Raw genomic sequence first — 24,300 nt, forward strand, 5'->3', positions numbered from 1 at the left:
CCCCCCGGCTGGCGTCGGATATCCGCTCCACACTGCTGGAGCGGTGGTGCATCTGCGCCTACAATCCGCCCATGAACCTGACCAGCGTCCAGTCTGCGGCCATGCCCGCGCCTACATCCAAGAACACCCGCCAGCCCCTGGAGATTGCCGAATCACTGCTGCTGGCTCCCTTTGATCTGAGCCCGGCACAGCTGCACAAGGTGCTGGCCAGCATGCGCTCGCGCGGCGTCGATGATGCCGACCTGTATTTCCAGTACACCTGCAGCGAAGGCTGGAGTCTGGAAGAAGGCATCGTCAAGACCGGCAGTTTCAGCATCGACCAGGGTGTCGGTGTGCGTGCCGTGGCGGGCGAAAAAACCGCTTTTGCCTATTCCGATGACATTTCCCTGGCCTCGCTGAAAGATGCCGCACGCACCGTGCGCACCATCGGTTCGGCCGGCCAGAACGGCCGCATCAAGGTTGCCCCGGCGAGCAAGATCGGCAAGCTGTCCAGGAGCCGCCGCCTCTACACGCCCGAGAATCCGATCCTGACGCTGGACAGCAGCGCCAAGATCCAGCTGCTGGAGCGCATCGAGGGCATGGCACGCGCCAAGGATGCGCGCGTCAAGCAGGTGATGGCCGGTCTGGCCGGCGAATACGACGTGGTCCTGGTGGCACGTGCCGACGGCAAGCTGGCCGCCGATGTCCGCCCGCTGATCCGGCTGAGCCTGACGGTGATCGTGGAGCAGAAGATTGGCGGTACGGTGCGCCGCGAAGTCGGTTCGGCCGGCGGCGGTGGCCGTCTGGGCATGGACTATTTCGATGATGTCCTGCTGCAGCAGTACGTGGATGAAGCCGTGGGTGCCGCGCTGACCAACCTGGAAGCGCGCCCGGCCCCGGCCGGCCAGATGGACGTGGTGCTCGGCTCCGGCTGGCCCGGCGTGCTGATCCACGAAGCCGTCGGCCACGGCCTGGAAGGCGACTTCAACCGCAAGGGCAGCAGCGCCTTTGCCGGCCGCATCGGCGAGCGCGTGGCAGCCAAGGGCGTGACGGTGCTGGACGATGGCACCCTGCCCGACCGCCGCGGCAGCCTGAACGTGGATGACGAAGGCCACGCCACGCGCCAGACCGTGCTGATCGAGGACGGCATTCTCAAGGGCTACCTGCAGGACCGCATGAACGCACGCCTGATGGGCGGCAAATCCACCGGCAACGGCCGCCGCGAAAGCTACGCCCATCTGCCAATGCCGCGCATGACCAATACCTACATGCTGGACGGTCAGGAAGAGCCCGAAGCCATTATCGGCAGCCTCAAGCGCGGCCTGTATGCAACCAACTTCGGCGGCGGCCAGGTGGATATCACCAGCGGCAAGTTCGTGTTCTCGGCCAGCCAGGCCTGGTGGGTGGAAGACGGCAAGCTGCAGTATCCGGTCAAGGGGGCCACGCTGATCGGCAACGGCCCGGACGCCCTGACCCGCGTCAGCATGATCGGCAACGACATGCGGCTGGACAGCGGTGTCGGCACCTGCGGCAAGGAAGGCCAGAGCGTGCCGGTTGGCGTTGGCCAGCCGACCATGCGCATCAACGGTCTGACGGTTGGCGGCACGGCGTGACCGAATCCACATGTCAGGCCGGAAATTGCATTTCCGACCTTGACATGCGGGAATAGGGTCATGGTATAGTCAGCTCCATGCAAGTTTCACGCGCTTTCTATTTTGGCTTTTGGTTCTCAGTCTTTGGCGGACGAGAAGCTTGAGCACACCTGCAAAGCGTAACCCTCCTGAACCGCCCGGAAACCCCTGGCGGTTTTTTTTCGCCCCCGCTTTTTGACCAGTCACTTTACCTACACAGGAGCTCTCCGATGACCCCGCCCAAGACCAGCGACACGACTCTGTATGCGCAGCCGGCCGACAAGACTGGAACGACTGACAACGCCCGCATCAAGAGCCTGACCATGCTGCCCCCTCCCGAACACCTGATCCGCTTCTTCCCGATCAAGGGCTCCCCGGTTGAAAAACTGGTGAGCAACACCCGCAAGACGATTCACCAGATCCTGCGCGGCAAGGACGACCGCCTGCTGGTCATCGTCGGTCCCTGCTCGATCCACGATCCCAAGGCCGCCCTGGACTACGCCCTGCGCCTGAAGCAGCAGCGTGACCATTACGCCGACACGCTGGAAATCGTGATGCGCGTCTACTTCGAGAAGCCGCGTACCACCGTGGGCTGGAAAGGCCTGATCAACGATCCCTACCTGGACGAAAGCTGCCGCATCGACGAGGGTCTGCGCATTGCCCGCCAGCTGCTGATCGACATCAACCGCCTGGATCTGCCGGCCGGCAGCGAATTCCTGGACGTGATCTCGCCGCAATACATCGGCGACCTGATTTCCTGGGGCGCGATTGGTGCCCGCACCACCGAAAGCCAGATTCACCGCGAACTGGCCAGCGGCCTGTCGGCCCCGATCGGCTTCAAGAATGGTACCGACGGCAACCTGAAGATTGCTACCGACGCGATCCAGGCGGCATCGCGCGGCCACCACTTCCTGTCGGTGCACAAGAGCGGCCATGTCGCCATCGTGCACACCGAAGGCAACCCGGACTGCCACGTGATCCTGCGTGGCGGCAAGCAGCCCAACTACGACGAGGCCAACGTCGATGCCGCCTGCAACGACCTGAAGGAAGCCGGCCTGCGCCCGACCGTGATGGTGGACTGCAGCCACGCCAACAGCAGCAAGAAGCACGAGAAGCAGCTCGACGTGACGCGCGAAATCGCCCGCCAGCTGGCTGCCGGCTCCGACAAGGTGTTCGGCGTGATGCTGGAAAGCAATATCAGCGCCGGTGCGCAGAAGTTCACCCCGGGCAAGGATTCGCTGGACCAGCTGGAGTACGGCAAGAGCATTACCGATGCCTGCCTGGGCTGGGATGACACGCTGCAGGCGCTGGAACTGCTGTCCGAAGGGGTCAAGGCGCGCCGCAAGCAGGCGAAATAAGCGCCTAGTGCTTTCCCTGATTCGGGTTCCGTTCACGTCAAGTCTTTCTAAAATGTCTGGATGCCGGTCGCCTGCTGCGACTGGCTCCAGTCAACGGAGACACGCGACATGCAAAGCGAACTGATCGTCAAATTCAGCCCCACCCAGGAATTCATCATCCCGCTCGAATCGGTACCAGACATGGACGCCCAGGAGGCGCGCAGCTGGCTCGACCAGGAATTCGTGCGCCTCGACTGCGAGCCGATCCGTTCCTCGGGCAAGGTGCTGAATGCCGACAAGGTGGTACGCATCGCCCAGAGCGCCGGCCCCTCCGGCTTCGAGAACCAGGAATGGGCAACCCACTTCGCCAGCGCCGCCAAGACGGCCCTGGCCAAGCAGATCATCAGCATCGATGCCGAAAACACCATGATCTCGTTCTGAGATTCATCGCTCCCCGCAAACGCCAGCCTCGTGCTGGCGTTTTGCTGTCCGCACCTCCTGTCCGCACAGGGTTTTCCCCGGTGCGTAGCGCCTGCAGCCTGCCCCTATGATGATTCTGCCGTCTGCAGGCGGCTCCCATAACGACAGGAGACAGCACATGATCTATCCCGCACCTGGCCAGGCCGATGCCCCCGTGCAGTTCAAGGCCCGTTACGACAACTTCATCGGCGGCCAGTGGACTCCGCCGGTCAAGGGCCAGTACTTCGACAACGTCACCCCGATTACCGGCCAGGTCTATACCCAGGCGGCCCGCTCCACCGCCGAAGACGTGGAGCTGGCGCTGGATGCCGCCCACGCTGCAGCCGCCGGCTGGGGCAGCAGCTCGGCGCAGGAGCGTGCCGGCATCCTGCTGAAGATCGCCGACCGCATCGATGCCCACCTGGACAAGCTGGCTTATGCCGAAACCGTGGACAACGGCAAACCGATCCGCGAGACGCTGAATGCCGACGTGCCCCTGGCGGCCGACCACTTCCGCTACTTTGCCGGCGCCGTACGCACGCAGGAAGGAGCCATCTCCCAGATCGACGCCACCACCGTGGCCTACCATTTCCACGAACCGCTCGGCGTGGTCGGGCAGATCATCCCGTGGAACTTCCCGCTGCTGATGGCGGCCTGGAAGCTGGCGCCGGCGCTGGCGGCCGGCAACTGCATCGTGCTCAAGCCGGCGGAGCAGACACCGACCAGCATCCTGGTGTTCATGGAGCTGATCGCCGACCTGCTGCCCCCTGGCGTGCTCAACATCGTCAACGGCTTTGGCCGCGAAGCCGGCATGCCGCTGGCCAGCAGCAAGCGCATTGCCAAGATCGCCTTCACCGGCAGTACCAGCACCGGCCGCGTGATTGCCCAGGCCGCCGCCAACAGCCTGATTCCGGCCACGCTGGAGCTGGGTGGCAAGTCGCCCAACATCTTCTTCCCCGACGTGATGGACCACGACGACAGCTACCTGGACAAGGCGATCGAGGGCCTGGTGCTGTTTGCCTTCAACCAGGGCGAGGTCTGCACCTGCCCGAGCCGTGCGCTGGTCCATGAGTCGATCTACGAGAAATTCATGGAACGCTGCCTGCCGCGCATTGCCGCCATCCGCCAGGGCAACCCGCTCGATACCGACACCATGATCGGCGCCCAGGCCTCGCAGGAACAGCTGACCAAGATCACCAGCTACCTGGACCTGGGCAAGCAGGAAGGGGCCGAGGTGCTCATCGGCGGCGCCCAGGCGCAGCTGGATGGCGACCTGGCCGGTGGCTACTATGTGCAGCCGACCGTGTTCAAGGGCCACAACAAGATGCGCATCTTCCAGGAGGAAATCTTCGGCCCGGTGCTGGCCCTGACCACCTTCAGGGACGAGGCCGAGGCACTGGAACTGGCCAACGACACCCTGTACGGCCTCGGCGCCGGTGTCTGGAGCCGCAACGGCAATATCGCCTACCGCATGGGGCGCGCCATCAAGGCCGGCCGCGTCTGGACCAACTGCTATCACCATTACCCGGCACACGCCGCCTTTGGTGGCTACAAGGAATCCGGCATCGGCCGTGAAAACCACAAGATGATGCTCGCCCACTACCAGCAGACCAAAAACCTGCTGGTCAGCTACAGCGAGCAGAAACTCGGCTTCTTCTGAAGCGCCAACGGCCAGCCGGGCAAGCGGCTGGCCGCTTTTTAAAGGAAGATCATGATGGTTGAGCGCGTGATAGCGACACCTGCCGCACTGGAGCTGATTGCACAGCTGCAGGCAGAGCATGGCGAGCTGATGTTCCACCAGTCTGGCGGTTGCTGCGACAACAGCGCCGCCAACTGCTATCTGCCCACCGACCTCGGTATTGGTGCCCATGACGTGAAGCTCGGCGAGGTGGGCGGCGTCCCCTTCTACATGAGCAAGTCCCAGTTCGAGACCTGGCAGCATACCCAGCTGATCCTGGACGTGATCGACGGCCATGGCGGCACCTTCTCGCTCGAAGGCAGCACCGGCAAGGCGTTCCATACCCGTTCGCGCGTCTTTACCGACGAGGAGCTGGCCCACTTGCCGCCAGCCATTCCCGGTGATCAGCTCTGAAACTGCCGCATCATTCACCATCTTTCGTCTTTTTGCCGCTTCCCATTCTTTTCGTGACTGCCCAACCTGCCCCATCCCTCCTCGCCGAGCGCCGCCGCGTCATCATCGCCGGCATCTGCGCCCTGATCCTGACTGTCGGCATGGGCCGCTTTGCCTATACGCCAATGCTGCCCATCATGAACGAACAGGCCGGCCTGTCGATCCTGGCAGGTGGCTGGCTGGCAACGCTGAACTATGCCGGCTACATGAGCGGCGTGCTGCTGGCGGCCACCGTCGGTGACCTGCAGCAGAAATACCGGCTGTATCGGCACGGCCTGTTGCTGGCACTGGTCAGCACCGTCGGCATGGGGCTGACCGACAATGTCTACCTGTGGGCCCTGCTGCGCTATCTGGCCGGTTTTTCCAATATCGCCGGTCTGCTGCTGGCTTCCGGCCTGGTACTGAACTGGCTGATCCGCCATGGCTTCAAGCCGGAGCTGGGGCTGCACTTCATGGGCATGGGCCTGGGCCTGGTGATCACCGGCGTGGCCGTTGCCAGCATGGTGGACCAGCTCTCCTGGCAAGGGCAATGGTTCTGGCTGACCGTGCTCGGCCTGCTGTTCTTCGTGCCAGCCTGGTGGTGGATGCCGGCCCCGGCCAGCATGCCGGCAGCTCCTGCGGGCACGACGGCAGCCACCAACGCCAGTCCGGGCGGCCGCTGGATGCGCCTGATGACGGGAGCCTATTTCTGTGCCGGTTTCGGCTATGTCGTTACCGCCACCTTCATCGTCGCCATCCTGGCGGAACTGCCGCTGCTGGCCGGCAAGGGCAACTGGATCTGGGTGATTGCCGGTGTTGCCGCGGCGCCGTCCTGCTTTCTCTGGGACCGTATCGCCGCCGCCACCGGCCAGGTGCAGGCACTGCTGCTGGCCTACGCGCTGCAAACCGTGTCCATCATTCTGCCGGTGCTGACCGGTAGTGCCACGCTCAACGTGATCGGCGCCATTCTGTATGGCATCACCTTTGTCGGCATCGTCAGCCTGACGCTGACGCTTACCGGACGCCATTTCCCGGCCAATCCCGCCAAGGCCATGGCCCGCATGACGCTGAGCTATGGCGTGGCCCAGATTGTCGCGCCGGCCATGGCCGGCTACATCGCCAATGCCACCGGCAGCTACCACGGTGCCCTGATCGTCACCGCCCTGGTGATGGTGCTCGGCATGGGCCTGCTGCTGGCCCTGCTGCAGGAAGAAAAGCGTCATGCCGTCCGCGGCACGATGCACGTGGTGCCCTGACGCGGCAAGCGGCAGTCAGACCGTACAATCAGCGCATGCACATCCATATTCTCGGTATCTGCGGCACCTTCATGGGAGGTGTTGCCGCGCTGGCACGCGAGGCCGGCCACAAGGTCACCGGCTGCGACGCCGGTGTGTATCCCCCCATGAGCGACCAGCTGCGTGCGCTCGGCATCGACCTGATCGAAGGCTTTGGCGCAGAACAGACCGCGCTGCGGCCCGACATGTACGTGGTTGGCAACGTGGTCAGCCGCGCCCGCCTGGAGGACGGCAGCCCCAAGTTCCCGCTGATGGAAGAAATCCTGGAACAGGGCCTGCCCTACACCAGCGGCCCGCAATGGCTGGCCGAGCATGTGCTGCAGGGCAAGCACGTGCTGGCGCTGGCCGGCACCCACGGCAAGACCAGCACCTCCTCCATGCTGGCCTGGGTGCTGGAACATGCCGGCCTGCAACCCGGCTTCCTGATTGGCGGCGTGCCGCTGAACTTCGGCATTTCGGCGCGCCTGGGCCAGGTGGCAGCCGGCCATGCGCGCGGCTACTTCGTGATCGAGGCTGACGAGTACGACACCGCCTTCTTCGACAAGCGCAGCAAGTTCGTGCACTACCGTCCGCGCACCGCCGTACTCAACAACCTCGAGTACGATCATGCCGACATCTTCCCCGATCTTGCTGCCATCGAACGTCAATTCCACCATCTGGTGCGTACCGTTCCGAGCAGCGGCTGCATCGTCGCCAACGGTCTGGAAGAAAGCATCACGCGCGTGCTGCACCAGGGCTGCTGGAGCCAGGTACAGACCTTTGGCGCGGCCGTCAGCGACTATGTGGCCGAAGGCGAACCGCACGACTTTGCCGTGCTGCACCAGGGCCGCCAGGTCGCGCAGGTACGCTGGGGCCTGACCGGCACCCACAACCAGCTCAACGCGCTGGCCACCATCGCGGCTGCCGCCCATGTCGGCGTGGCACCTGAAGTCGCCGCCGAGGCCCTGGCCAGCTTTGTCAACGCGCGCCGCCGCATGGAAGTGCGCGGCACGGTAACGCATGACGCTGGCGACATCACCGTCTACGACGATTTTGCCCACCACCCCACCGCCATCCGCACCACGCTGGACGGCCTGCGCCGCAAGCTCGACAGCGATGGCCGCCAGGCGGAACGCATCCTGGCCATCTTCGAGCCGCGCAGCAACACCATGAAGCTGGGCACCATGAAGGCCCAGCTGCCCTGGAGCCTGGAGCAGGCCGACCTTTCCTTCTGCCACTCCGGCGGTCTGGACTGGGACGCTGCCGAAGCACTGGCCCCGATGGGCGCACGCGCCAGCGTGGCCGGCGACGTCGATACGCTGATCGCCCAGGTGCTGGCTGCCGTCCGTCCCGGCGACCACCTGCTGTGCATGAGCAACGGCGGTTTTGGCGGCATCCACGGCAAGCTGCTCGACGCGCTGCAGGTCCGGAGCTGAGCCGTGGCCGGCAGTTTCGACGAAGAACTGGCCCAGGCAGCCGCCCGGCTGGTGGTCGAGGAAGGGCTGGAATTCGGTCCGGCCAAGCAGCGCGCCCTGAAGCAGCTCAAGCTGCCGGCGCGCACGGCCCTGCCCGCCAACGATCTGGTCGAAGCCGCCGTGCGCGAGTATCTGGCAGTGTTCTGCACCGATACCCAGCCGGCCGAGCTGCTGGCCCTGCGCCAACTGGCACTGCAGTGGATGGACCGGCTGCAGGCCTTCCAGCCGCTGCTGTCCGGTGCCGTCTGGCACGGCACGGCCACACGCCTGAGCGATATCTATCTGCACCTGTTCAGCGATGACCCGAAGGCGGTGGAAATTGCCCTGATCAACGAAGGCGTGGCCTACGAAGCCACCCGCGTCGCCGGGCTGCGCGGTGCCGAGGCCGATGCACTGAGCATCCACGCCTGGAGCGATACCCTGGGCGAAGATATCGGCGTGCATCTGCTGGTACATGACACGCTGGCGCAGCGCGGCTCACTGCAGCCGGACCAGCAGCAGCGCAAGCCGCGTGGCACCGCCAAGCAGCTGCGCGAGCTGATCGAACAGGCCTGAAATCAGCCTATCTTTCAGCAACTTCCTGCTTCTCAGCCTATTTTCATGCAAACACCCCTCCCCGACACCCCTCCCCAGCCCCCCATGAACCGCCGGCGCTGGCTGGCCTGGACGCTGGCTTCGGTGGCGCTGGGCGCCTCCGGCGTGGCGGCATGGCGGCAATTCGGGCCGCGCCAGGCCCCGGTGCCCACCTCCATCAACGAGGTGCCCGAACGCTGGTGGACACACGCGTTTGCGCAGCCCGGCCAGGACAGCACACGCACGCTGCAAAGCTTCCGTGGCCAACCGCTGCTGATCAACCTGTGGGCCACCTGGTGCCCGCCCTGCATCGAGGAAATGCCGCTTCTTGACGCCTTCTACCGGCAAAATGCAGCAAAAGGCTGGCAAACCGTGGGAATTGCCGTAGACAAGCCGGAAGCCGTGGAACGCTTCCTGCAACGCACGCCGGTGCAGTTTCCGGTGCTGCTGGCCGGCAACCGCCTGGGCATGGAGCTGGCCGCCGACCTGGGCAATACGGCGCGCGGCCTGCCTTTCAGCCTGCTGCTGGATGCCCGTGGCCAGCCGCTCGAGGCCCATACCGGCCAGCTGGATTTGCCCCGCCTGCTGAAATGGCACCAGCGTGCTTTTTCGTGAAATACGCACAGTTGACGGATTTTTACGTAAAATCAATACATTCCACACTTCTTTTGAGGTGTCTTCCAGCCTGGACCACGATTATCCAGGCTCAGCCACATAAAGGTAGTTAACGCTACTTTCCTTGCATTTAGGCGCAAATCAGCCAAAATTACTGACTGTTGCCAGCAAACAAGGGCCCTGCCCTGAGAAAGGCCACTATGGATCTCCGCAAACTCAAAACCCTGATTGATCTGGTATCCGACTCCAATGTCGCGGAACTGGAAATCACGGAAGCCGAAGGCAAAGTCCGCATCGTCAAGGGCGGCCCCGAAATGGCAGCAGGCTATGTGCCTGCCATGATGCCCGTCGCCGCCCCGGCCCAGATGCCGGCCGCCGTTCCGGCTGCCGCACAGGCCGCTGCCCCCGCCGTTGAAGCAGCACCGGTCGAAACCGGCTTCCAGGTGAAATCCCCCATGGTCGGCACCTTCTACCGTGCCAGCAGCCCTGGTGCCAAGCCTTTTGTCGAAATCGGCAGCACGGTCAAGGAAGGCGAGACCCTGTGCATCGTCGAGGCCATGAAGATCCTGAACGAGATCGAATCCGAAAAGGCCGGAACCGTGACCAGCATCCTGTGCGACAACGGCGACGCCGTCGAATTCGGCCAGCCCCTGTTCGTGATCGAGTGATGCATGCCGTGCCGACACTGAGCTGGCGGCACCCCTGCACGATCCCTTTCCGCGCAGCCTGTTGCGCGGCCCCTGAACAGTGAGGACACGACGATGTTCAAGAAAATCCTGATCGCCAACCGAGGCGAGATCGCCCTGCGCATCCAGCGCGCCTGCCGCGAAATGGGCATCAAGGCGGTCATGGTCTACTCCGAGGCCGACCGCGATGCCATGTACGTGAAGATGGCCGACGAGGCCATCTGCATCGGCCCGGCCCCTTCGGCGCAAAGCTACCTCAACATGACGGCCATCATCGCCGCCGCCGAAGTCACCGATGCCGAAGCCATCCACCCGGGTTACGGCTTCCTGTCCGAAAACGCCGACTTCTCCGAGCGTGTCGAGCAAAGCGGCTTCGTCTTCATCGGCCCGACCGCCGAATCGATCCGTCTGATGGGCGACAAGGTCTCGGCCAAGGCGGCCATGATCAAGGCTGGCGTGCCCTGCGTGCCCGGCTCCGATGGCGAGCTGCCGAATGATCCGGCCGCCATCCGGGCCATTGCCAAGCGCATCGGCTACCCGGTGATCATCAAGGCCGCCGGTGGTGGCGGTGGTCGCGGCATGCGCGTGGTGCACACCGAGGCGGCGCTGATCAACGCGGTCGCCATGACCAAGGCCGAAGCCGGCACCGCTTTCGGCAACCCCGCGGTCTACATGGAAAAATTCCTGGAGAACCCGCGCCACATCGAGATTCAGGTACTGGCCGACACGCACCGCAACGCGGTGTTCCTGGGCGAGCGCGACTGCTCCATGCAGCGTCGCCACCAGAAGATCATCGAGGAAGCACCGGCTCCCGGCCTGCTGCGCCGCGCCGTCGAGCGTATCGGCGAACGCTGCGCCCAGGCCTGCCGCAAGATCGGCTACCGTGGCGCCGGCACCTTCGAGTTCCTCTACGAGAACGGCGAGTTCTACTTCATCGAGATGAACACGCGCCTGCAGGTCGAGCACCCGGTGACGGAAATGGTAACCGGCATTGACCTGGTGCGTGCCCAGATCGAGGTGGCTGCGGGCCAGAAGCTGCCGTTCACGCAGCGCCAGATCCAGATGAAGGGCCACGCCATCGAGTGCCGCATCAACGCCGAGGATCCGTACAAGTTCTACCCCTCGCCGGGTCGCATCACGCACTGGCACCCGGCCGGTGGCCCGGGCGTGCGCGTGGACAGCCATGTCTACACCAACTACTTTGTGCCGCCCACCTACGACTCCATGATCGGCAAGCTGATCGTGCACGGCGACACGCGCGAACAGGCGCTGGCGCGCATGCACAACGCCCTGAACGAGACCGTGGTGGAAGGCATCAACACCAATATCCCGCTGCACCGCGAGCTGGTGGTGGATGCCAAGTTCTGCGAAGGCGGCACCAACATCCATTACCTGGAAGAGTGGCTGCACCAGCGCGGACGCTGATCGCCCGAGACCAGACCCGCCGCGTGCGGGTCTTTTTCCTGTTGCCCCGGATTCATCACCATGTACGAACTGCGCCTGCTCTGCCCGGAAACCCACATTGAAACCCTGTGCGATGCACTGGATGCGCTGGATGCGCTCAGCGTCTCGGTCGAGGATGCCGATGCCCATACCGATGCCGAACAGCCGCTGTTTGGCGAACCCGGCATGCCGGCCCCGCGTGAAGGCTGGCAGCGTTCGCTGCTGGTGGCCCTGTTTCCGGCCGAGGCCGCTGCCCAGGAGGCGGCACGCCTGCTGGCGCTGCAGGACTTCTTTGCCGATTCCCGCATCATCGGCGTACAACATGTGCCGGACCAGGACTGGGTGCGCCTGACGCAGTCCCAGTTCGCGCCGGTGGACATCACACCAAGCTTCTGGATCGTGCCGAGTTGGCATGAACCGCCGGCCGAAGCCGAACAGCTGATCCGCCTGGATCCGGGCCTGGCCTTTGGCACCGGTACCCACCCGACCACGCGCATGTGCCTGCGCTGGATTGCGCAGCACGGCATCCCCGGCGATCCGCAGCCATTGGGACGCGTGCTGGACTACGGCTGCGGCTCCGGCATTCTGGCGATTGGCGCCGGCAAGTTCGGCGCGGTAGACATCGACGCCGTCGATATCGATCCGGCTGCCGTCGAAGCCACGCGCATCAATGCCGAAACCAACCATGTGCAGCTCAACGCCGGCCTGCCGGAGCTGGTCGATCCTGCCGCGGGCCGCTACCAGACCGTGCTGGCCAACATCCTGGCCACGCCGCTCAAGGTGCTGGCACCGCTGCTGGTTGCCCATGTGGCAGCAGGCGGCCATCTGGTACTGGCCGGCATCCTGGAGCGCCAGGCCGATGAACTCAAGGCGGCCTACGCGCCCTACATCCCGCTGGAGGTCGCCGACAGCGAGGACGGCTGGATCCTGATGACCGGCCACAAGGCGGCCTGATCACGCCCTCCTCTCCTGGCCGCTGACGTTGTCAGCGGCCTTTCCGTACCCGATTCCCGCACGCATTCCCATGTCCATCCTGATTTCCGGCTCCGTGGCCATCGACATCATTCTCGAATTTGGCGGCCGTTTTGCCGACCATATCCTGCCCGAACAGATCGACAAGCTCAGCGTCTCCTTCCTCGCCCCGCAGATGCGCAGTGACTACGGTGGCTGCGCCGGCAATATCGCCTACGCGCTGAAGCAGCTGGGCGGCACGCCGCTGCCGCTGGCCTCGGTGGGTCGCGATGGCGGCCATTATCTGGACCGCCTGCGCCAGCTCGGCATCAGCACGGCGCATGTGGCGGTGCTGCAGGACTGCTACACGGCACAGTGCACCATCGTGACCGACCAGCAGCAGAACCAGATCACCGCCTTTCACCCCGGAGCCATGTCGCAGGCGCACCTGAACCCGGTGCCAACCGACACGCCGATCACGCTGGCGATGGTTTCGCCCAATGGCAAGGAAGCGATGCAGCAGCACGCACGGCAGCTGCATGCCGCCGGCATTCCCTTTGTCTTCGATCCGGGCCAGGGCCTGCCGCTGTTCAACGGCGAGGAACTGCAGCAGCTGGTCGATCTGGCCACCTGGGTCACGGTCAACGACTACGAGGCCCACCTGCTGTGCGAGCGTCTGGGCTATGACCGCGCCGCGCTGTCACGCCAGCTGCGCGGCCTGGCCGTGACACTGGGTGAACACGGCTGTGAAGTATGGGTGGACGGCGCCTGCCGCGAAGTGCCGCCGGTAGCAGCTGCTGCCGTGGTAGATCCGACCGGGTGCGGCGATGCCTGGCGTGGTGCCCTGCTGTACGGGCTGGAACAGGGTTGGGATCTGGTACGTTGCGCGAAGCTGGGCAACTACCTGGGCGCACTCAAGATTGCCCACCGTGGCCCGCAAAACTACCAGCCTGATCCGCAGGTAGTGGCCGGCTACTGAGCCGGCTCAGGGCTTGGGACCGGTCGGAAACGGCCAGTTGCCCAGCGGGCTGATGCGGGTACGCGCAACCGGTGCTGTGGCCGTGCTGACGGCAGCGACCTTGCCATTGGCATTGGGTTTGCTGGCGGCACTGGCGCGCTTGCGCGTGGCCGTGGTGGGCCTGGCGACAGCGGGAGCGCTTGCAGATTCGGCCGCCGGCTTGGCGGCCGTCTTGCGGGTGGCCGTTGCCCTGGTCGCCGTTGTCTTGGCTGCAGTGGTTTTGGCAGCAGCCGTTTTTGCCGCCGCCGTGCGGGTGCGGCTGGCTGGTGCTGCTGCAGTGCTGGCAGCTTCCGGTGCAGTCACGGCAACAGTCGCCGACTTGGCGGCCGGCTTCTTGCGCGGCGCAGCGGGGGCGGACGGACTTGTTGCAGTTGCGGATGCGGCCGGTTTCTTGGCGCTAGCCATGGGACTCTCCTGAGCAGCAGGTTTAATTTTGTATTATGGAACCAAGTGCTGTCAGATGCAATGGTTTCAAGCAGTTCACCTGCTGTACACGCCAGAATTGCGGTATGGCTGCCACACACCGCATGACCGCAACTCAGGACTGACGATCTGCGTCCAGTACGCCGGGCGGAAAGACCGCCTCCGGCCAGCCGCTCAGGCGCGCCAGCAGCGGCCAGTCAAAACCGGCACCGGGATCGCACTTGCGACCGGGCGCAATATGCTCGTGGCCGGCCACATGCGCCAGCGGGTAATGCTGGCGGATCGCCTGTGCCAGCTCGGCCAGCGCAACGTATTGCGCCAGCTCGAAGCGCTCGCCCTCCAGCCCCTCCAGCTCGATGCCGATGGAATCGTCATTGCAGTTGCTGCGGCCGCGCCAGCAGGAGGTGCCGGCATGCCAGGCCCGGTCATCGCAGCTGACAAACTGCCAGATCTGGCCATCGCGCCGGATCAGGAAATGGGCCGATACCTCCAGGCCACGGATCTGCTGGAAATACGGGTGCGCATCCCAGTCCAGCGTGTTGGCGAACAGCTGCAGGATTTCCGGGCCGCCATACCGGCCCGGCGGCAGGCTGATGGAATGCACCACCAGCAAGTCGATCTGCGCCCCTGCCGGACGCGGCCCGAAATTGGGCGATGGCTGCTGCTGCGCCAGACGGCACCAGCCATCCTGCCACAAGGGGGTTGTCATGCCGTGTCCTTGCGCGCGGCCTGACGGGCCTGCTGCGCGTGTTCCTGGCCGCAGTACCACTGTCCGCCCTGCTGCAAGGCATCCTGGCGCGCCAGATGCACGCCGCAGTGGGCGCAGCGCACCATGGCTTGCGGCACGCGCGGTGCCTGCTGCTGCGCCTGCGCCTCGCGGATGTCCTGCCGGCGGTTGTGCCGCCAGAGCCAGAATACCGCGCCAATGACGAGAAGAACGACCAGATATTTCATGATGGGAGACGTGTCTCAGGACAGGCGGCGCAACAGCACCTCGAGCACGAAGTGGTAGCCCACATAGCTCAACAGCAGCAGGCCGGCCCCGGCATAGACCATGCGCACGGCCCGGCTGCCACGCCAGCCGAGTCGCCAGCGGCCCCAGAGCAGGGCCGCAAACACCAGCCAGGACAGCAGCGAGAAAATGGTCTTGTGGCTCCAGCGCCAACCGCCGGTCAGGCCATAGAGCTGCTCGCCAAACAGCCAGCCCTGCACGATGGTGATGGTGAGCAAAATGAAGCCGAGCGTGACGAAACGGAAAGTCAGCCGTTCCAGCGTCAGCAGCGGCAGCATCGGAGTGCTGGTGGCGGCATCTTCCTGCAGCAGCGCCGGGCCGTCACGCATGCGCAGTTCGGCACGCGACATCAGCCAGGCGTGCAGCACGGCTACGGCAAACAGGCCATAGGACGCCACACCGAGCGCCAGGTGCAGCGGCAGCCACTCGGATGCCGGCGACTGCAACAGCGGGCCGGGGAACAGCCAGGCCAGCAGCACCGTCACCGCGCCGATCAGGGCCAGCCGCCAGCGCAGCTGCTGCAGCGCGTAGTTGCGGCTTTCGATGGCATAGGCCAGCAGTGCCAGCAGTGCCGTCATGGACAGCGCCGGACCGAAACCGAAGCGCAGCGGGTGGGTCAGGCCGAGCGCGATCACCAGCGCATGCAGCACGGCGGCGGTACCCAGCAGCACGCTGCCGCCATGCCCGAGACGCTGGCGCGCATGGCTGACGCCGGCCGCTGCCAGGTAGGCCAGCACACTGGCAAGCGACAGCAGGGGGACGGCGGACTGGGCACTGGCTACAATCATGGCTAAAGTGTATCCCTTCCGCTGCACCGCATGCGTCCGGCGGGATGTTTTCTGCATGCGCCGCTGCTGCGCCTGCCTGTTTCCCCTTTTCTGAAAGCGAAAGCGCCGCCATGGCCTCTGCCCTTACCGACAAACTCTCGCGCCTCGTCAAGAACCTGAGCGGCCAGGCGCGCATTACCGAAAGCAACGTCTCCGACATGCTGCGCGAGGTGCGCATGGCCCTGCTGGAGGCCGACGTGGCGCTGCCGGTGGTGAAGGATTTCATCGCCCGCGTCAAGGACAAGGCCATGGGCCAGGAGGTGCTGGGATCGCTCAAGCCCGGCCAGGCCCTGGTGGGCATCGTCAACCGCGAGCTGGCCGCCACCATGGGCGAAGGCATCAGCGATCTGAACCTGTCGGTGCAGCCGCCGGCGGTGATCCTGATGGCCGGCCTGCAGGGCGCGGGCAAGACCACCACCACCGCCAAGCTGGCCAAGCACCTGATCGAGAAGCGCAAGAAGAAGGTGCTGACGGTATCGGGCGACGTGTACCGCCCTGCTGCCATCGAGCAGCTCAAGACGGTGACGCAGCAGGTGGGGGCCGAATGGTTCCCGAGTGCGCCCGACCAGAAGCCGGTGGACATCGCCCGGGCTGCGCTCGACTATGCGCGCAAGCACTATATCGACGTGCTGTTGGTGGACACGGCCGGCCGTCTGGCGATCGACGAAGCGATGATGGCGGAGATCAAGGCGCTGCACGAGGCCATCAACCCGGTGGAAACGCTGCTGGTGGTGGATGCCATGCAGGGTCAGGACGCGGCCAATACGGCGCGTGCCTTCAAGGAGGTGCTGCCGCTGACCGGCGTGGTGCTGACCAAGCTCGACGGTGATGCGCGCGGTGGTGCGGCGCTGTCGGTGCGCCAGATTGCGCAGGCCCCGATCAAGTTTGCCGGTGTCAGCGAGAAGATGGACGGCCTGGAGCAGTTCGATGCCGAACGCCACGCTGGTCGCATTCTGGGCATGGGCGACATCGTGGCGCTGGTCGAGCAGGTCACCTCCGGCGTCGACATGGAGGCCGCGCAGAAGCTGGCGGCCAAGGTCAAGAAGGGTGATACCTTCGACCTGAACGATTTCCTCGGCCAGCTGCAGCAGATGAAGCAGATGGGCGGCCTGTCCAGCCTGATGGACAAGCTGCCGACCCAGCTCACCGCCAAGGCCACGCAGACCGACATGGATCGTGCCGAGAAGGACATCAAGCGCAAGGAAGGCATCATCTGCAGCATGACGGCGCAGGAGCGCAAGAAGCCCGAGCTGATCAAGGCCACACGCAAGCGCCGCATTGCGGCGGGCGCCGGCGTGCAGGTGCAGGAAGTGAACCGTCTGCTCAAGGAGTTCGAGCAGATGCAGGACATGATGAAGAAGATGAAGGGCGGCGGCCTGATGAAGATGATGCGCCGCATGGGCGGCATGAAGGGCATGGGCGGCATGTTCGGTGGCGGCGGTGGCCTGCCTCCGGGCGGCTTCCCGCCGGGGGGCTTCCCTCCGGGTGGCGGCCTGCCACGCTAAGCCGGCCTGCCCGCTGGCCCGTCATGCAAATGGCTCCGTCGATGCGGAGCCATTTGTCTTTTTGCAGCCTGCTTCTGGCGGCAAGCGTACACCCTGAATGTGGAGCGCTGGCTTAATTGGGGTCCTTGGCGCGGGTCCGGGCCACGGCGGACAGGATGCCCAGACCGAACAGGGTCACGGCACCGATGATGATGTACATCTCCGGCACGCCGGCCACGGACGCACCCCAGGCCAGGCCGCCAATGAAGATCAGGAAACCGATCATGTAGAGAACGAAAGACATGGCAACCTCCTCATGTGTGTTTGTTGCATGGCCTCCATTCTGATGGGCAGCCTGCCGGCCAGCCATCGGCGCAGCGCTGATCCACGTGTCGGAACAGGCCGACAGCTGAGCCGAAAAACAGCCCCCATCTCCTGGCGGAGCGGGGGCTGCAGGCACGGGCGCTGAGCGGCCGGATCAGCGCGGCAGCACGCTGGAACCCATCAGGTACTGGTCCACCGCACGTGCCGCCTGGCGGCCTTCGCGGATGGCCCAGACCACCAGCGACTGGCCACGGCGCACGTCACCGGCAGCGAACACGCCGGGTACGCTGGTGGCATAGCCGCCCTGCTCCTCGGTCGTGGCACGGGCGTTGTGGCGTGCATCGGCCTCGACACCAAAGGCCTGGAGCACGGCAGGCACCGGGTGCACAAAGCCCATGGCCAGCAGCACCAGATCTGCCGGCAGGGTTTCCTCGCTGCCGGGCACCTCGGTCGGCTTGCCGTCCTGCCATTCCAGGCGCACGGTCTTGACCGCCACGACACGGCCCTTGTCCTTGCCGGTACCGGCCACGAATTCCTTGGTGGCGATGGCAAATTCACGCGTGCAGCCCTCGTCGTGGCTGGAGCTGGTGCGCAGCTTGAGCGGCCAGTAGGGCCAGGTCAGCGGACGGTTTTCTTCCTCGGGCGGCTGCGGCAGCAGTTCGAACTGGGTCACGCTGGCCGCGCCGTGGCGGTTGCTGGTACCGACACAGTCACTGCCGGTGTCGCCACCGCCGATGACGATCACGTGCTTGCCGTCGGCACGCAGCTGCTTGGGCAGCTTGTCGCCGGCGTTGACCTTGTTCTGCTGCGGCAGGAACTCCATGGCAAAGTGCACGCCATCCAGCGCGCGGCCCGGCACCGGCAGGTCACGGCTCTGCTCGCTGCCGGTAGTCAGCAGCACGGCATCGAAATCCTTCTGCAGCTGTCTGGCACTGATGCTGTCCCTGGCCCAGTTGGTGACCTTGCTGTCTGCCGGCCAGTCGCCCACCACCACGCCGGTGCGGAATTCCACGCCTTCGGCCTGCATCTGCTCGATGCGGCGATCGATATGGGATTTTTCCAGCTTGAAATCGGGGATGCCGTAGCGCAGCAGGCCGCCGACACGGTCATTCTTCTCGAACACGGTAACGCTGTGACCGGCACGGGCCAGCTGCTGGGCCGCTGCCATGCCAGCCGGGCCACCGCCCACCACGGCCACCTTCTTGCCGGTTTTCTGCGCTGCCACCTGCGGCTTGACCCAGCCATTTTCCCAGCCGCGATCGATGATGGCGTGCTCGATCGACTTGATGCCGACCGGAGACTTGTCGATGTTCAGCGTGCAGGCCGCCTCGCACGGGGCCGGGCAGATGCGGCCGGTGAAGTCGGGAAAGTTGTTGGTGCTGTGCAGCACCTCCAGCGCATCCTGCCAGTCCTGGGCATAGACCAGGTTGTTGAAGTCCGGAATGATGTTGTTGACCGGGCAACCGTTGTTGCAGAACGGCGTGCCGCAGTCCATGCAGCGTGCCGCCTGCACCTTGGCCTGTGCGTCGTCCAGGCCAATGACGAATTCGCGGTAGTGCTTGAGGCGTTCCCTGACCGGACGGTAACCCTCTTCCAGCCGCTCGTATTCCATGAATCCAGTGATTTTTCCCATGATCGTCTTCCCTTGTCTGATGAAGGTTGCGGGGCTTATTCGGTCTTGCTGCCGGTCTTGCCGGAGCTCTTCCGGCCGGCAGCCGGCTTGCGTGCGGCGGGCTTGCGGGCCGCCGGCTTCTTGGCCGGGCCACCAGCCGACTTCATCTCGACGGCAGTGGCTGCCACCTGCTGGGTGATGTCGGCAATCGGGCTTTCGCCGGCACCGGTCCTGCCACGTGCATGGATTTCGGCCAGGGCACGGCGGTACTCGTGCGGGAACACCTTGACGAACTTCTTCAGGCTGGTGTCCCAGTTTTCCAGGATGTCGCGGGCGCGGCGGCTGCCGGTCCAGCGGCTGTGGTCCTGCAGCAGCTTCTTCAGCTGCTCCTCGTCGCTCTGGCCACGATGCCAGATGCCGGCATCGATGCGGGTGTGCTGTTCTTCGGCCTTGAGCACCGGCTCCAGCGTCACCATGGCGGTATTGCAGCGCGTGGCGAACTGGCCATCTTCATCATAGACATAGGCCACGCCGCCACTCATGCCGGCAGCAAAGTTGCGGCCGGTCTTGCCGAGCACGGCCACGGTGCCGCCCGTCATGTATTCGCAGCCATGGTCGCCAGTCCCTTCCACCACGGCGGTGGCACCGGACAGGCGCACGGCAAAGCGTTCGCCACCAACACCGGCAAAGAAGGCTTCACCGGTCGTCGCACCGTAGAGCACGGTGTTGCCGACGATGATGTTGTCTGCCGCCACGCCGGGGAAATCCAGGCTCGGGCGCACCACCACACGGCCGCCGCTCAGGCCCTTGCCGGTGTAATCGTTGGCCTCGCCGATCAGGCTCAGCGTGATGCCCTTGCACAGGAAGGCACCAAAGGACTGGCCACCCGTGCCTTCCAGCTGGATGTGGATGGTGTCATCCGGCAGGCCCTCGGGGTGCAGCTTGGTCACGGCGCCGGACAGCATGGCACCGACGGTGCGGTTGACGTTGCGGGCATGCTCGATGAACTTGACCTTCTCGCCCTTCTCGATGGCCGGACGGCACTTGTGGATCAGGGTCTGGTCGAGCGCCTTTTCCAGGCCGTGCTCCTGCGTATCGACGTGCAGGCGCGCCACCTCGGCGGCCACCTGCGGCTGGGCAAACAGGCGGCTGAAGTCCAGGCCACCCGCCTTCCAGTGCGCCAGCCCCTTCTGCATGTCCAGCAGATCACTGCGGCCGACCAGCTCGTCGAACTTGCGGATACCCAGCTGCGCCATCAGCTGACGCACTTCCTCGGCCACGAAGAAGAAGTAGTTGACCACATGCTCGGGCTGGCCGGTGAATTTGGCGCGCAGCGTCGGGTCCTGCGTGGCCACGCCCACCGGGCAGGTGTTGAGGTGGCACTTGCGCATCATGATGCAGCCCTCGACCACCAGCGGTGCCGTGGCAAAGCCGACCTCGTCGGCGCCCAGCAAGGCGGCAATCACCACGTCGCGACCGGTCTTCATCTGGCCGTCGGCCTGCACGCGCACACGGCCACGCAGGCGGTTCAGCACCAGCGTCTGCTGGGTTTCGGCCAGGCCGATTTCCCACGGGCTGCCGGCATGCTTGATGGAGGACCAGGGCGAGGCACCGGTACCGCCGTCATGGCCGGCGATCACGATGTGATCGGCCTTGCACTTGGTGACGCCGGCGGCAATCGTGCCAACACCGACCTCGGACACCAGCTTGACGCTGATATCGGCATGCGGCGCAACGTTCTTCAGGTCGTGGATCAGCTGCGCCAGATCCTCGATCGAATAGATGTCGTGGTGCGGCGGCGGCGACACCAGCGTCACGCCCGGCACGCTGTGGCGCAGGAAGCCGATGTAATCGCTCACCTTGCCGCCCGGCAGCTGGCCGCCCTCGCCCGGCTTGGCACCCTGGGCCATCTTGATCTGGATCTGGTCGGCGCTGCTCAGGTACTCGGCGGTGACACCGAAGCGGCCCGAGGCGACCTGCTTGATCTTGCTGCGCAGGCTGTCACCGGCCTGCACGGCGATATCGGCGGCCACCTTGTCCGTGCCGATGATGGCGGCCAGCGTGGTTTGCTGCTGGATCGGGATGCCCTTGAGCTCGTTGCGATAACGCGCCGGATCCTCGCCGCCCTCGCCGGTGTTGCTCTTGCCGCCAATGCGGTTCATGGCCAGCGCCAGCGTGGCATGCGCCTCGGTGGAGATCGAGCCCAGTGACATGGCACCGGTGGCAAAGCGCTTGACGATCTCGGCAGCCGGCTCGACCTCTTCCAGCGGCACGGCGGCAGACGGGTCGAAGCGGAACTCGAACAGGCCGCGCAGCGTCATGTGGCGACGGCTCTGGTCGTTGATGATCTGGGCGTATTCCTTGTAGGTGTTGAAGTTGTTGGCCCGCGTGCTGTGCTGCAGCTTGGCGATCGCGTCCGGCGTCCACATGTGCTGTTCGCCACGCACCCGCCAGGCATATTCGCCACCGGCATCGAGCGCCTTTGCCAGCACCGGATCGTTGCCGAACGCCGCCTGGTGCAGGCGCAGGGCCTCTTCGGCGATCTCGAACACGCCGATACCTTCCACGCGGCTGGCCGTGCCGGTGAAGTACTTCTGCACGGTGGCCGTGTTCAGGCCGATGGCCTCGAACAGCTGGGCACCGCAATAGCTCATGTAGGTGCTCACGCCCATCTTGGACATGATCTTGCTCAGGCCCTTGCCGATCGCCTTGACGTAGTTGGCGATCGCCTTTGCAGCGCTCAGGTCACCCGGCAGTTCCTTGTGGATGTTCTGCAGGGTTTCCATCGCCAGATAGGGGTGCACGGCTTCGGCACCGTAACCGGCCAGCACGGCGAAGTGGTGCACTTCGCGGGCGGAACCGGTTTCCACCACCAGGCCGGTGGTGGTACGCAGGCCGGAGCGCACCAGGTGCTGGTGAATGGCGGACAGCGCCAGCAGGGCCGGCACTGCCACGCGGCCCGGGCCCATGGCACGGTCGCTGATGATCAGGATGTTGTGGATGCCGCGCACGTTGTTGTTGCCGGCCGTAATGGCATCAACCGCTTCGGCGCACAGCGAAGCCAGCTTGGCCTCGACGCCGTCAGCGCCCCACTCCACCGGGTAGGTGATGTCCAGCGTATAGCTGCTGAACTTGCGCTGGGTCTGCTCGGCAATGTTGCGCAGGCGCGCCATGTCATCGAAATCGAGGATCGGCTGGGCCACCTCGAGACGCATCGGCGGGTTCACCTGGTTGATGTCCAGCAGGTTGGGCTTGGGGCCGATGAAGGACACCAGCGACATCACGATGGCTTCGCGGATCGGATCGATCGGCGGGTTGGTGACCTGGGCAAACAGCTGGCGGAAGTAGTTGTACAGCGGCTTGCTGCGATCCGACAGCACCGCCAGCGGGCTGTCGTTGCCCATGGAGCCCACGCCTTCCTCGCCTTGCGCTGCCATCGGGGCCATCAGGAACTTGATGTCCTCCTGGCTGTAGCCGAAGGCCTGCTGCGCATCCAGCAGCGACACGCCGACATTGCTCTGGCCGCGCACCACGTTCTGCACCGGCAGGTCATGCAGGCCGATGCGCAGGTTCTCGATCCACTGCTTGTAGGGCTTGCTGTTCGACATCTGGGCCTTGATTTCCTCGTCGTCGATCATGCGGCCCTGCTCGAAATCGATCAGGAACATCTTGCCCGGCTGCAGACGCCACTTCTTGACGATCTTGTGCTCGGGCACCGGCAGCACGCCGGATTCGGAACCCATGATGACAAAGCCGTCATCGGTGACGCAGTAGCGCGCCGGACGCAGGCCGTTGCGGTCCAGCGTGGCGCCGATCTGGCGGCCATCGGTGAACACCAGCGAGGCCGGACCGTCCCAGGGCTCGAGCATGGCGGCGTGGTATTCATAGAAGGCGCGGCGGCGCGGATCCATCGACTCGTGCTGCTCCCAGGGCTCGGGAATCATCATCATCACGGCCTGGCTGATCGGGTAGCCGGCCATGGTCAGCAGCTCCAGGCAGTTGTCGAAGGTGGCGGTATCGGACTGGCTGGCAAAGCTGATCGGGTACAGCTTCTGCAGGTCTTCACCCAGCACCGGGGAAGACATCACGCCTTCGCGCGCCAACATCCAGTTGTAGTTGCCCTTGACGGTGTTGATCTCGCCGTTGTGCGCCACGTAGCGGTAGGGGTGGGACAGCGGCCACTCGGGGAAGGTGTTGGTGGAGAAACGCTGGTGCACCAGGCCCAGCGCGGAGACGCAGCGCTCATCTGCCAGATCGTCGTAGTAGACGCCGACCTGATCCGCCAGCAGCAGGCCCTTGTACACCACGGTACGGCTGCTCATGCTGGGCACATAGTATTCCTTGCTGTACTTCAGCTGCAGCTTCTGGATGTTGGCGCTGGCGGTCTTGCGGATCACGTACAGCTTGCGCTCCAGCGCATCCTGCACGATGACATCGGCACCACGTCCGACGAACACCTGGCGGATCACCGGCTCCTTCTCGCGCACGGCCGGAGACATCGGCATTTCCGCATTCACCGGCACATCGCGCCAGCCCAGCACCACCTGGCCTTCGGCCTTGATGGCGCGTTCCATTTCCTGCTCGCAGGCCAGACGGCTGGCATGCTCCTTGGGCAGGAAGATCATGCCCACGCCGTACTCGCCCACCGGCGGCAGTTCCACGCCCTGCTGGCCCATTTCCTCGCGATACAGCGCATCGGGCAACTGGATCAGGATGCCGGCACCATCACCCATCAGCTTGTCGGCACCCACGGCACCGCGGTGATCCAGGTTTTCCAGGATCTTCAGGGCCTGGGTGACGATGGCATGGCTTTTCTCGCCACGGATATGGGCCACAAAGCCCACGCCACAGGCGTCATGTTCCTGGCTGGCCGCATACAGGCCGTGCTGTTCCAGATGGTTTTTTTCTGCCGTAGAGCTCATACGAAATATCCCGTTCAGAGAGTGGAGGGATGGTGCATCCCTTGACAGATCGGAGAATACGGCAAAAAAAGCGGGATTGCATCAAGAATAAATGGGGTCAGATACCCATTAATTTCCTTGAAGAACCATCAGGCAATTTAATTGG

The 24,300-nt window shown here is 64.7% G+C and carries 21 protein-coding genes; 14 read left to right on the forward strand and 7 right to left on the reverse strand.

What is annotated here, in order from left to right; all coding sequences use genetic code 11:
- The first annotated feature begins 101 nt into the window (after positions 1–101).
- The 13 genes from tldD (at position 102) to C513_RS0102990 (ending at position 13,512) form a co-directional block, all read left to right on the forward strand.
- Complete coding sequence (gene tldD, locus C513_RS0102925) at positions 102–1,592, forward strand: metalloprotease TldD (protein ID WP_026320485.1); 1,491 nt, start codon at positions 102–104, stop codon at positions 1,590–1,592.
- A gap of 248 nt (positions 1,593–1,840) precedes the next feature.
- On the forward strand, positions 1,841–2,968 hold the full coding sequence (locus tag C513_RS0102930) for a 3-deoxy-7-phosphoheptulonate synthase (RefSeq protein WP_018714536.1): 1,128 nt from the start codon (positions 1,841–1,843) through the stop codon (positions 2,966–2,968).
- Positions 2,969–3,076: 108 nt separating this feature from the next.
- Positions 3,077–3,388 carry a hypothetical protein gene (locus C513_RS12560; protein ID WP_018714537.1) on the forward strand — a complete coding sequence of 104 codons (312 nt, stop codon included), beginning with the start codon at positions 3,077–3,079 and terminating at the stop codon, positions 3,386–3,388.
- A gap of 157 nt (positions 3,389–3,545) precedes the next feature.
- Complete coding sequence (exaC, locus tag C513_RS0102945; RefSeq protein WP_018714538.1) at positions 3,546–5,066, forward strand: acetaldehyde dehydrogenase ExaC; 1,521 nt, start codon at positions 3,546–3,548, stop codon at positions 5,064–5,066.
- Between the two features lie 54 nt (positions 5,067–5,120).
- The gene (locus C513_RS0102950; RefSeq protein WP_026320487.1) at positions 5,121–5,498 is read left to right on the forward strand and encodes a DUF779 domain-containing protein; all 378 of its coding nucleotides are present in this window, start codon (positions 5,121–5,123) and stop codon (positions 5,496–5,498) included.
- A gap of 53 nt (positions 5,499–5,551) precedes the next feature.
- On the forward strand, positions 5,552–6,772 hold the full coding sequence (locus C513_RS0102955) for a YbfB/YjiJ family MFS transporter (protein ID WP_026320488.1): 1,221 nt from the start codon (positions 5,552–5,554) through the stop codon (positions 6,770–6,772).
- A gap of 35 nt (positions 6,773–6,807) precedes the next feature.
- Complete coding sequence (mpl, locus tag C513_RS0102960; protein WP_018714541.1) at positions 6,808–8,226, forward strand: UDP-N-acetylmuramate:L-alanyl-gamma-D-glutamyl-meso-diaminopimelate ligase; 1,419 nt, start codon at positions 6,808–6,810, stop codon at positions 8,224–8,226.
- Between the two features lie 3 nt (positions 8,227–8,229).
- Positions 8,230–8,820, forward strand: a complete 591-nt coding sequence (locus tag C513_RS0102965; RefSeq protein WP_018714542.1) for a hypothetical protein — start codon at positions 8,230–8,232, stop codon at positions 8,818–8,820.
- Between the two features lie 45 nt (positions 8,821–8,865).
- Positions 8,866–9,453: a TlpA disulfide reductase family protein gene (locus tag C513_RS12565; protein ID WP_076342700.1), complete on the forward strand. Its 588-nt coding sequence runs from the start codon at positions 8,866–8,868 to the stop codon at positions 9,451–9,453.
- A 200-nt stretch (positions 9,454–9,653) separates the two neighbouring features.
- Complete coding sequence (gene accB / locus C513_RS0102975) at positions 9,654–10,121, forward strand: acetyl-CoA carboxylase biotin carboxyl carrier protein (protein WP_018714544.1); 468 nt, start codon at positions 9,654–9,656, stop codon at positions 10,119–10,121.
- 93 nt (positions 10,122–10,214) lie between these two features.
- On the forward strand, positions 10,215–11,564 hold the full coding sequence (gene accC / locus C513_RS0102980; RefSeq protein WP_018714545.1) for an acetyl-CoA carboxylase biotin carboxylase subunit: 1,350 nt from the start codon (positions 10,215–10,217) through the stop codon (positions 11,562–11,564).
- A 60-nt stretch (positions 11,565–11,624) separates the two neighbouring features.
- Positions 11,625–12,536: a 50S ribosomal protein L11 methyltransferase gene (gene prmA, locus C513_RS0102985; RefSeq protein ID WP_018714546.1), complete on the forward strand. Its 912-nt coding sequence runs from the start codon at positions 11,625–11,627 to the stop codon at positions 12,534–12,536.
- A gap of 70 nt (positions 12,537–12,606) precedes the next feature.
- On the forward strand, positions 12,607–13,512 hold the full coding sequence (locus tag C513_RS0102990) for a carbohydrate kinase family protein (protein ID WP_018714547.1): 906 nt from the start codon (positions 12,607–12,609) through the stop codon (positions 13,510–13,512).
- Positions 13,513–13,518: 6 nt separating this feature from the next.
- On the opposite strand, the gene C513_RS12570 is transcribed toward C513_RS0102990, so the two are convergent.
- The 4 genes from C513_RS12570 to C513_RS0103010 form a co-directional block, all read right to left on the reverse strand.
- Positions 13,519–13,956 (reverse strand): hypothetical protein, encoded by a 438-nt coding sequence (locus C513_RS12570; RefSeq protein WP_033394805.1) that lies wholly within the window; start codon positions 13,954–13,956, stop codon positions 13,519–13,521.
- A gap of 133 nt (positions 13,957–14,089) precedes the next feature.
- A complete protein-coding gene (gene ampD, locus C513_RS0103000; protein ID WP_018714549.1) occupies positions 14,090–14,683 on the reverse strand; it encodes a 1,6-anhydro-N-acetylmuramyl-L-alanine amidase AmpD in 594 nt (197 codons plus the stop codon).
- A complete protein-coding gene (locus tag C513_RS0103005; protein ID WP_018714550.1) occupies positions 14,680–14,928 on the reverse strand; it encodes a PP0621 family protein in 249 nt (82 codons plus the stop codon). The genes ampD and C513_RS0103005 overlap by 4 nt, the downstream gene beginning before the upstream one ends.
- 15 nt (positions 14,929–14,943) lie before the next feature.
- Complete coding sequence (locus C513_RS0103010; protein ID WP_018714551.1) at positions 14,944–15,774, reverse strand: cytochrome C assembly family protein; 831 nt, start codon at positions 15,772–15,774, stop codon at positions 14,944–14,946.
- Positions 15,775–15,884: 110 nt separating this feature from the next.
- Here C513_RS0103010 and ffh point away from each other — a divergent pair, with 110 nt between their 5' ends.
- Positions 15,885–17,318, forward strand: coding sequence for a signal recognition particle protein (ffh, locus tag C513_RS12575; protein WP_051084380.1), 1,434 nt, complete (start codon positions 15,885–15,887; stop codon positions 17,316–17,318).
- A gap of 112 nt (positions 17,319–17,430) precedes the next feature.
- Here ffh and C513_RS14400 read toward each other — a convergent pair whose 3' ends face one another.
- The 3 genes from C513_RS14400 to C513_RS0103030 all read right to left on the reverse strand — a co-directional run bounded on the left by C513_RS14400 (position 17,431) and on the right by C513_RS0103030 (position 24,155).
- Complete coding sequence (locus tag C513_RS14400) at positions 17,431–17,601, reverse strand: hypothetical protein (protein ID WP_018714553.1); 171 nt, start codon at positions 17,599–17,601, stop codon at positions 17,431–17,433.
- A gap of 174 nt (positions 17,602–17,775) precedes the next feature.
- Positions 17,776–19,254, reverse strand: a complete 1,479-nt coding sequence (locus C513_RS0103025; protein WP_026320489.1) for a glutamate synthase subunit beta — start codon at positions 19,252–19,254, stop codon at positions 17,776–17,778.
- Between the two features lie 35 nt (positions 19,255–19,289).
- The gene (locus C513_RS0103030; protein ID WP_018714555.1) at positions 19,290–24,155 is read right to left on the reverse strand and encodes a glutamate synthase-related protein; all 4,866 of its coding nucleotides are present in this window, start codon (positions 24,153–24,155) and stop codon (positions 19,290–19,292) included.
- Between the last annotated feature and the right edge of the window lie 145 nt (positions 24,156–24,300).

This window comes from Allobrachymonas chironomi DSM 19884 (genome assembly GCF_000374625.1).
GTDB lineage: Bacteria > Pseudomonadota > Gammaproteobacteria > Burkholderiales > Burkholderiaceae_C > Brachymonas > Brachymonas chironomi.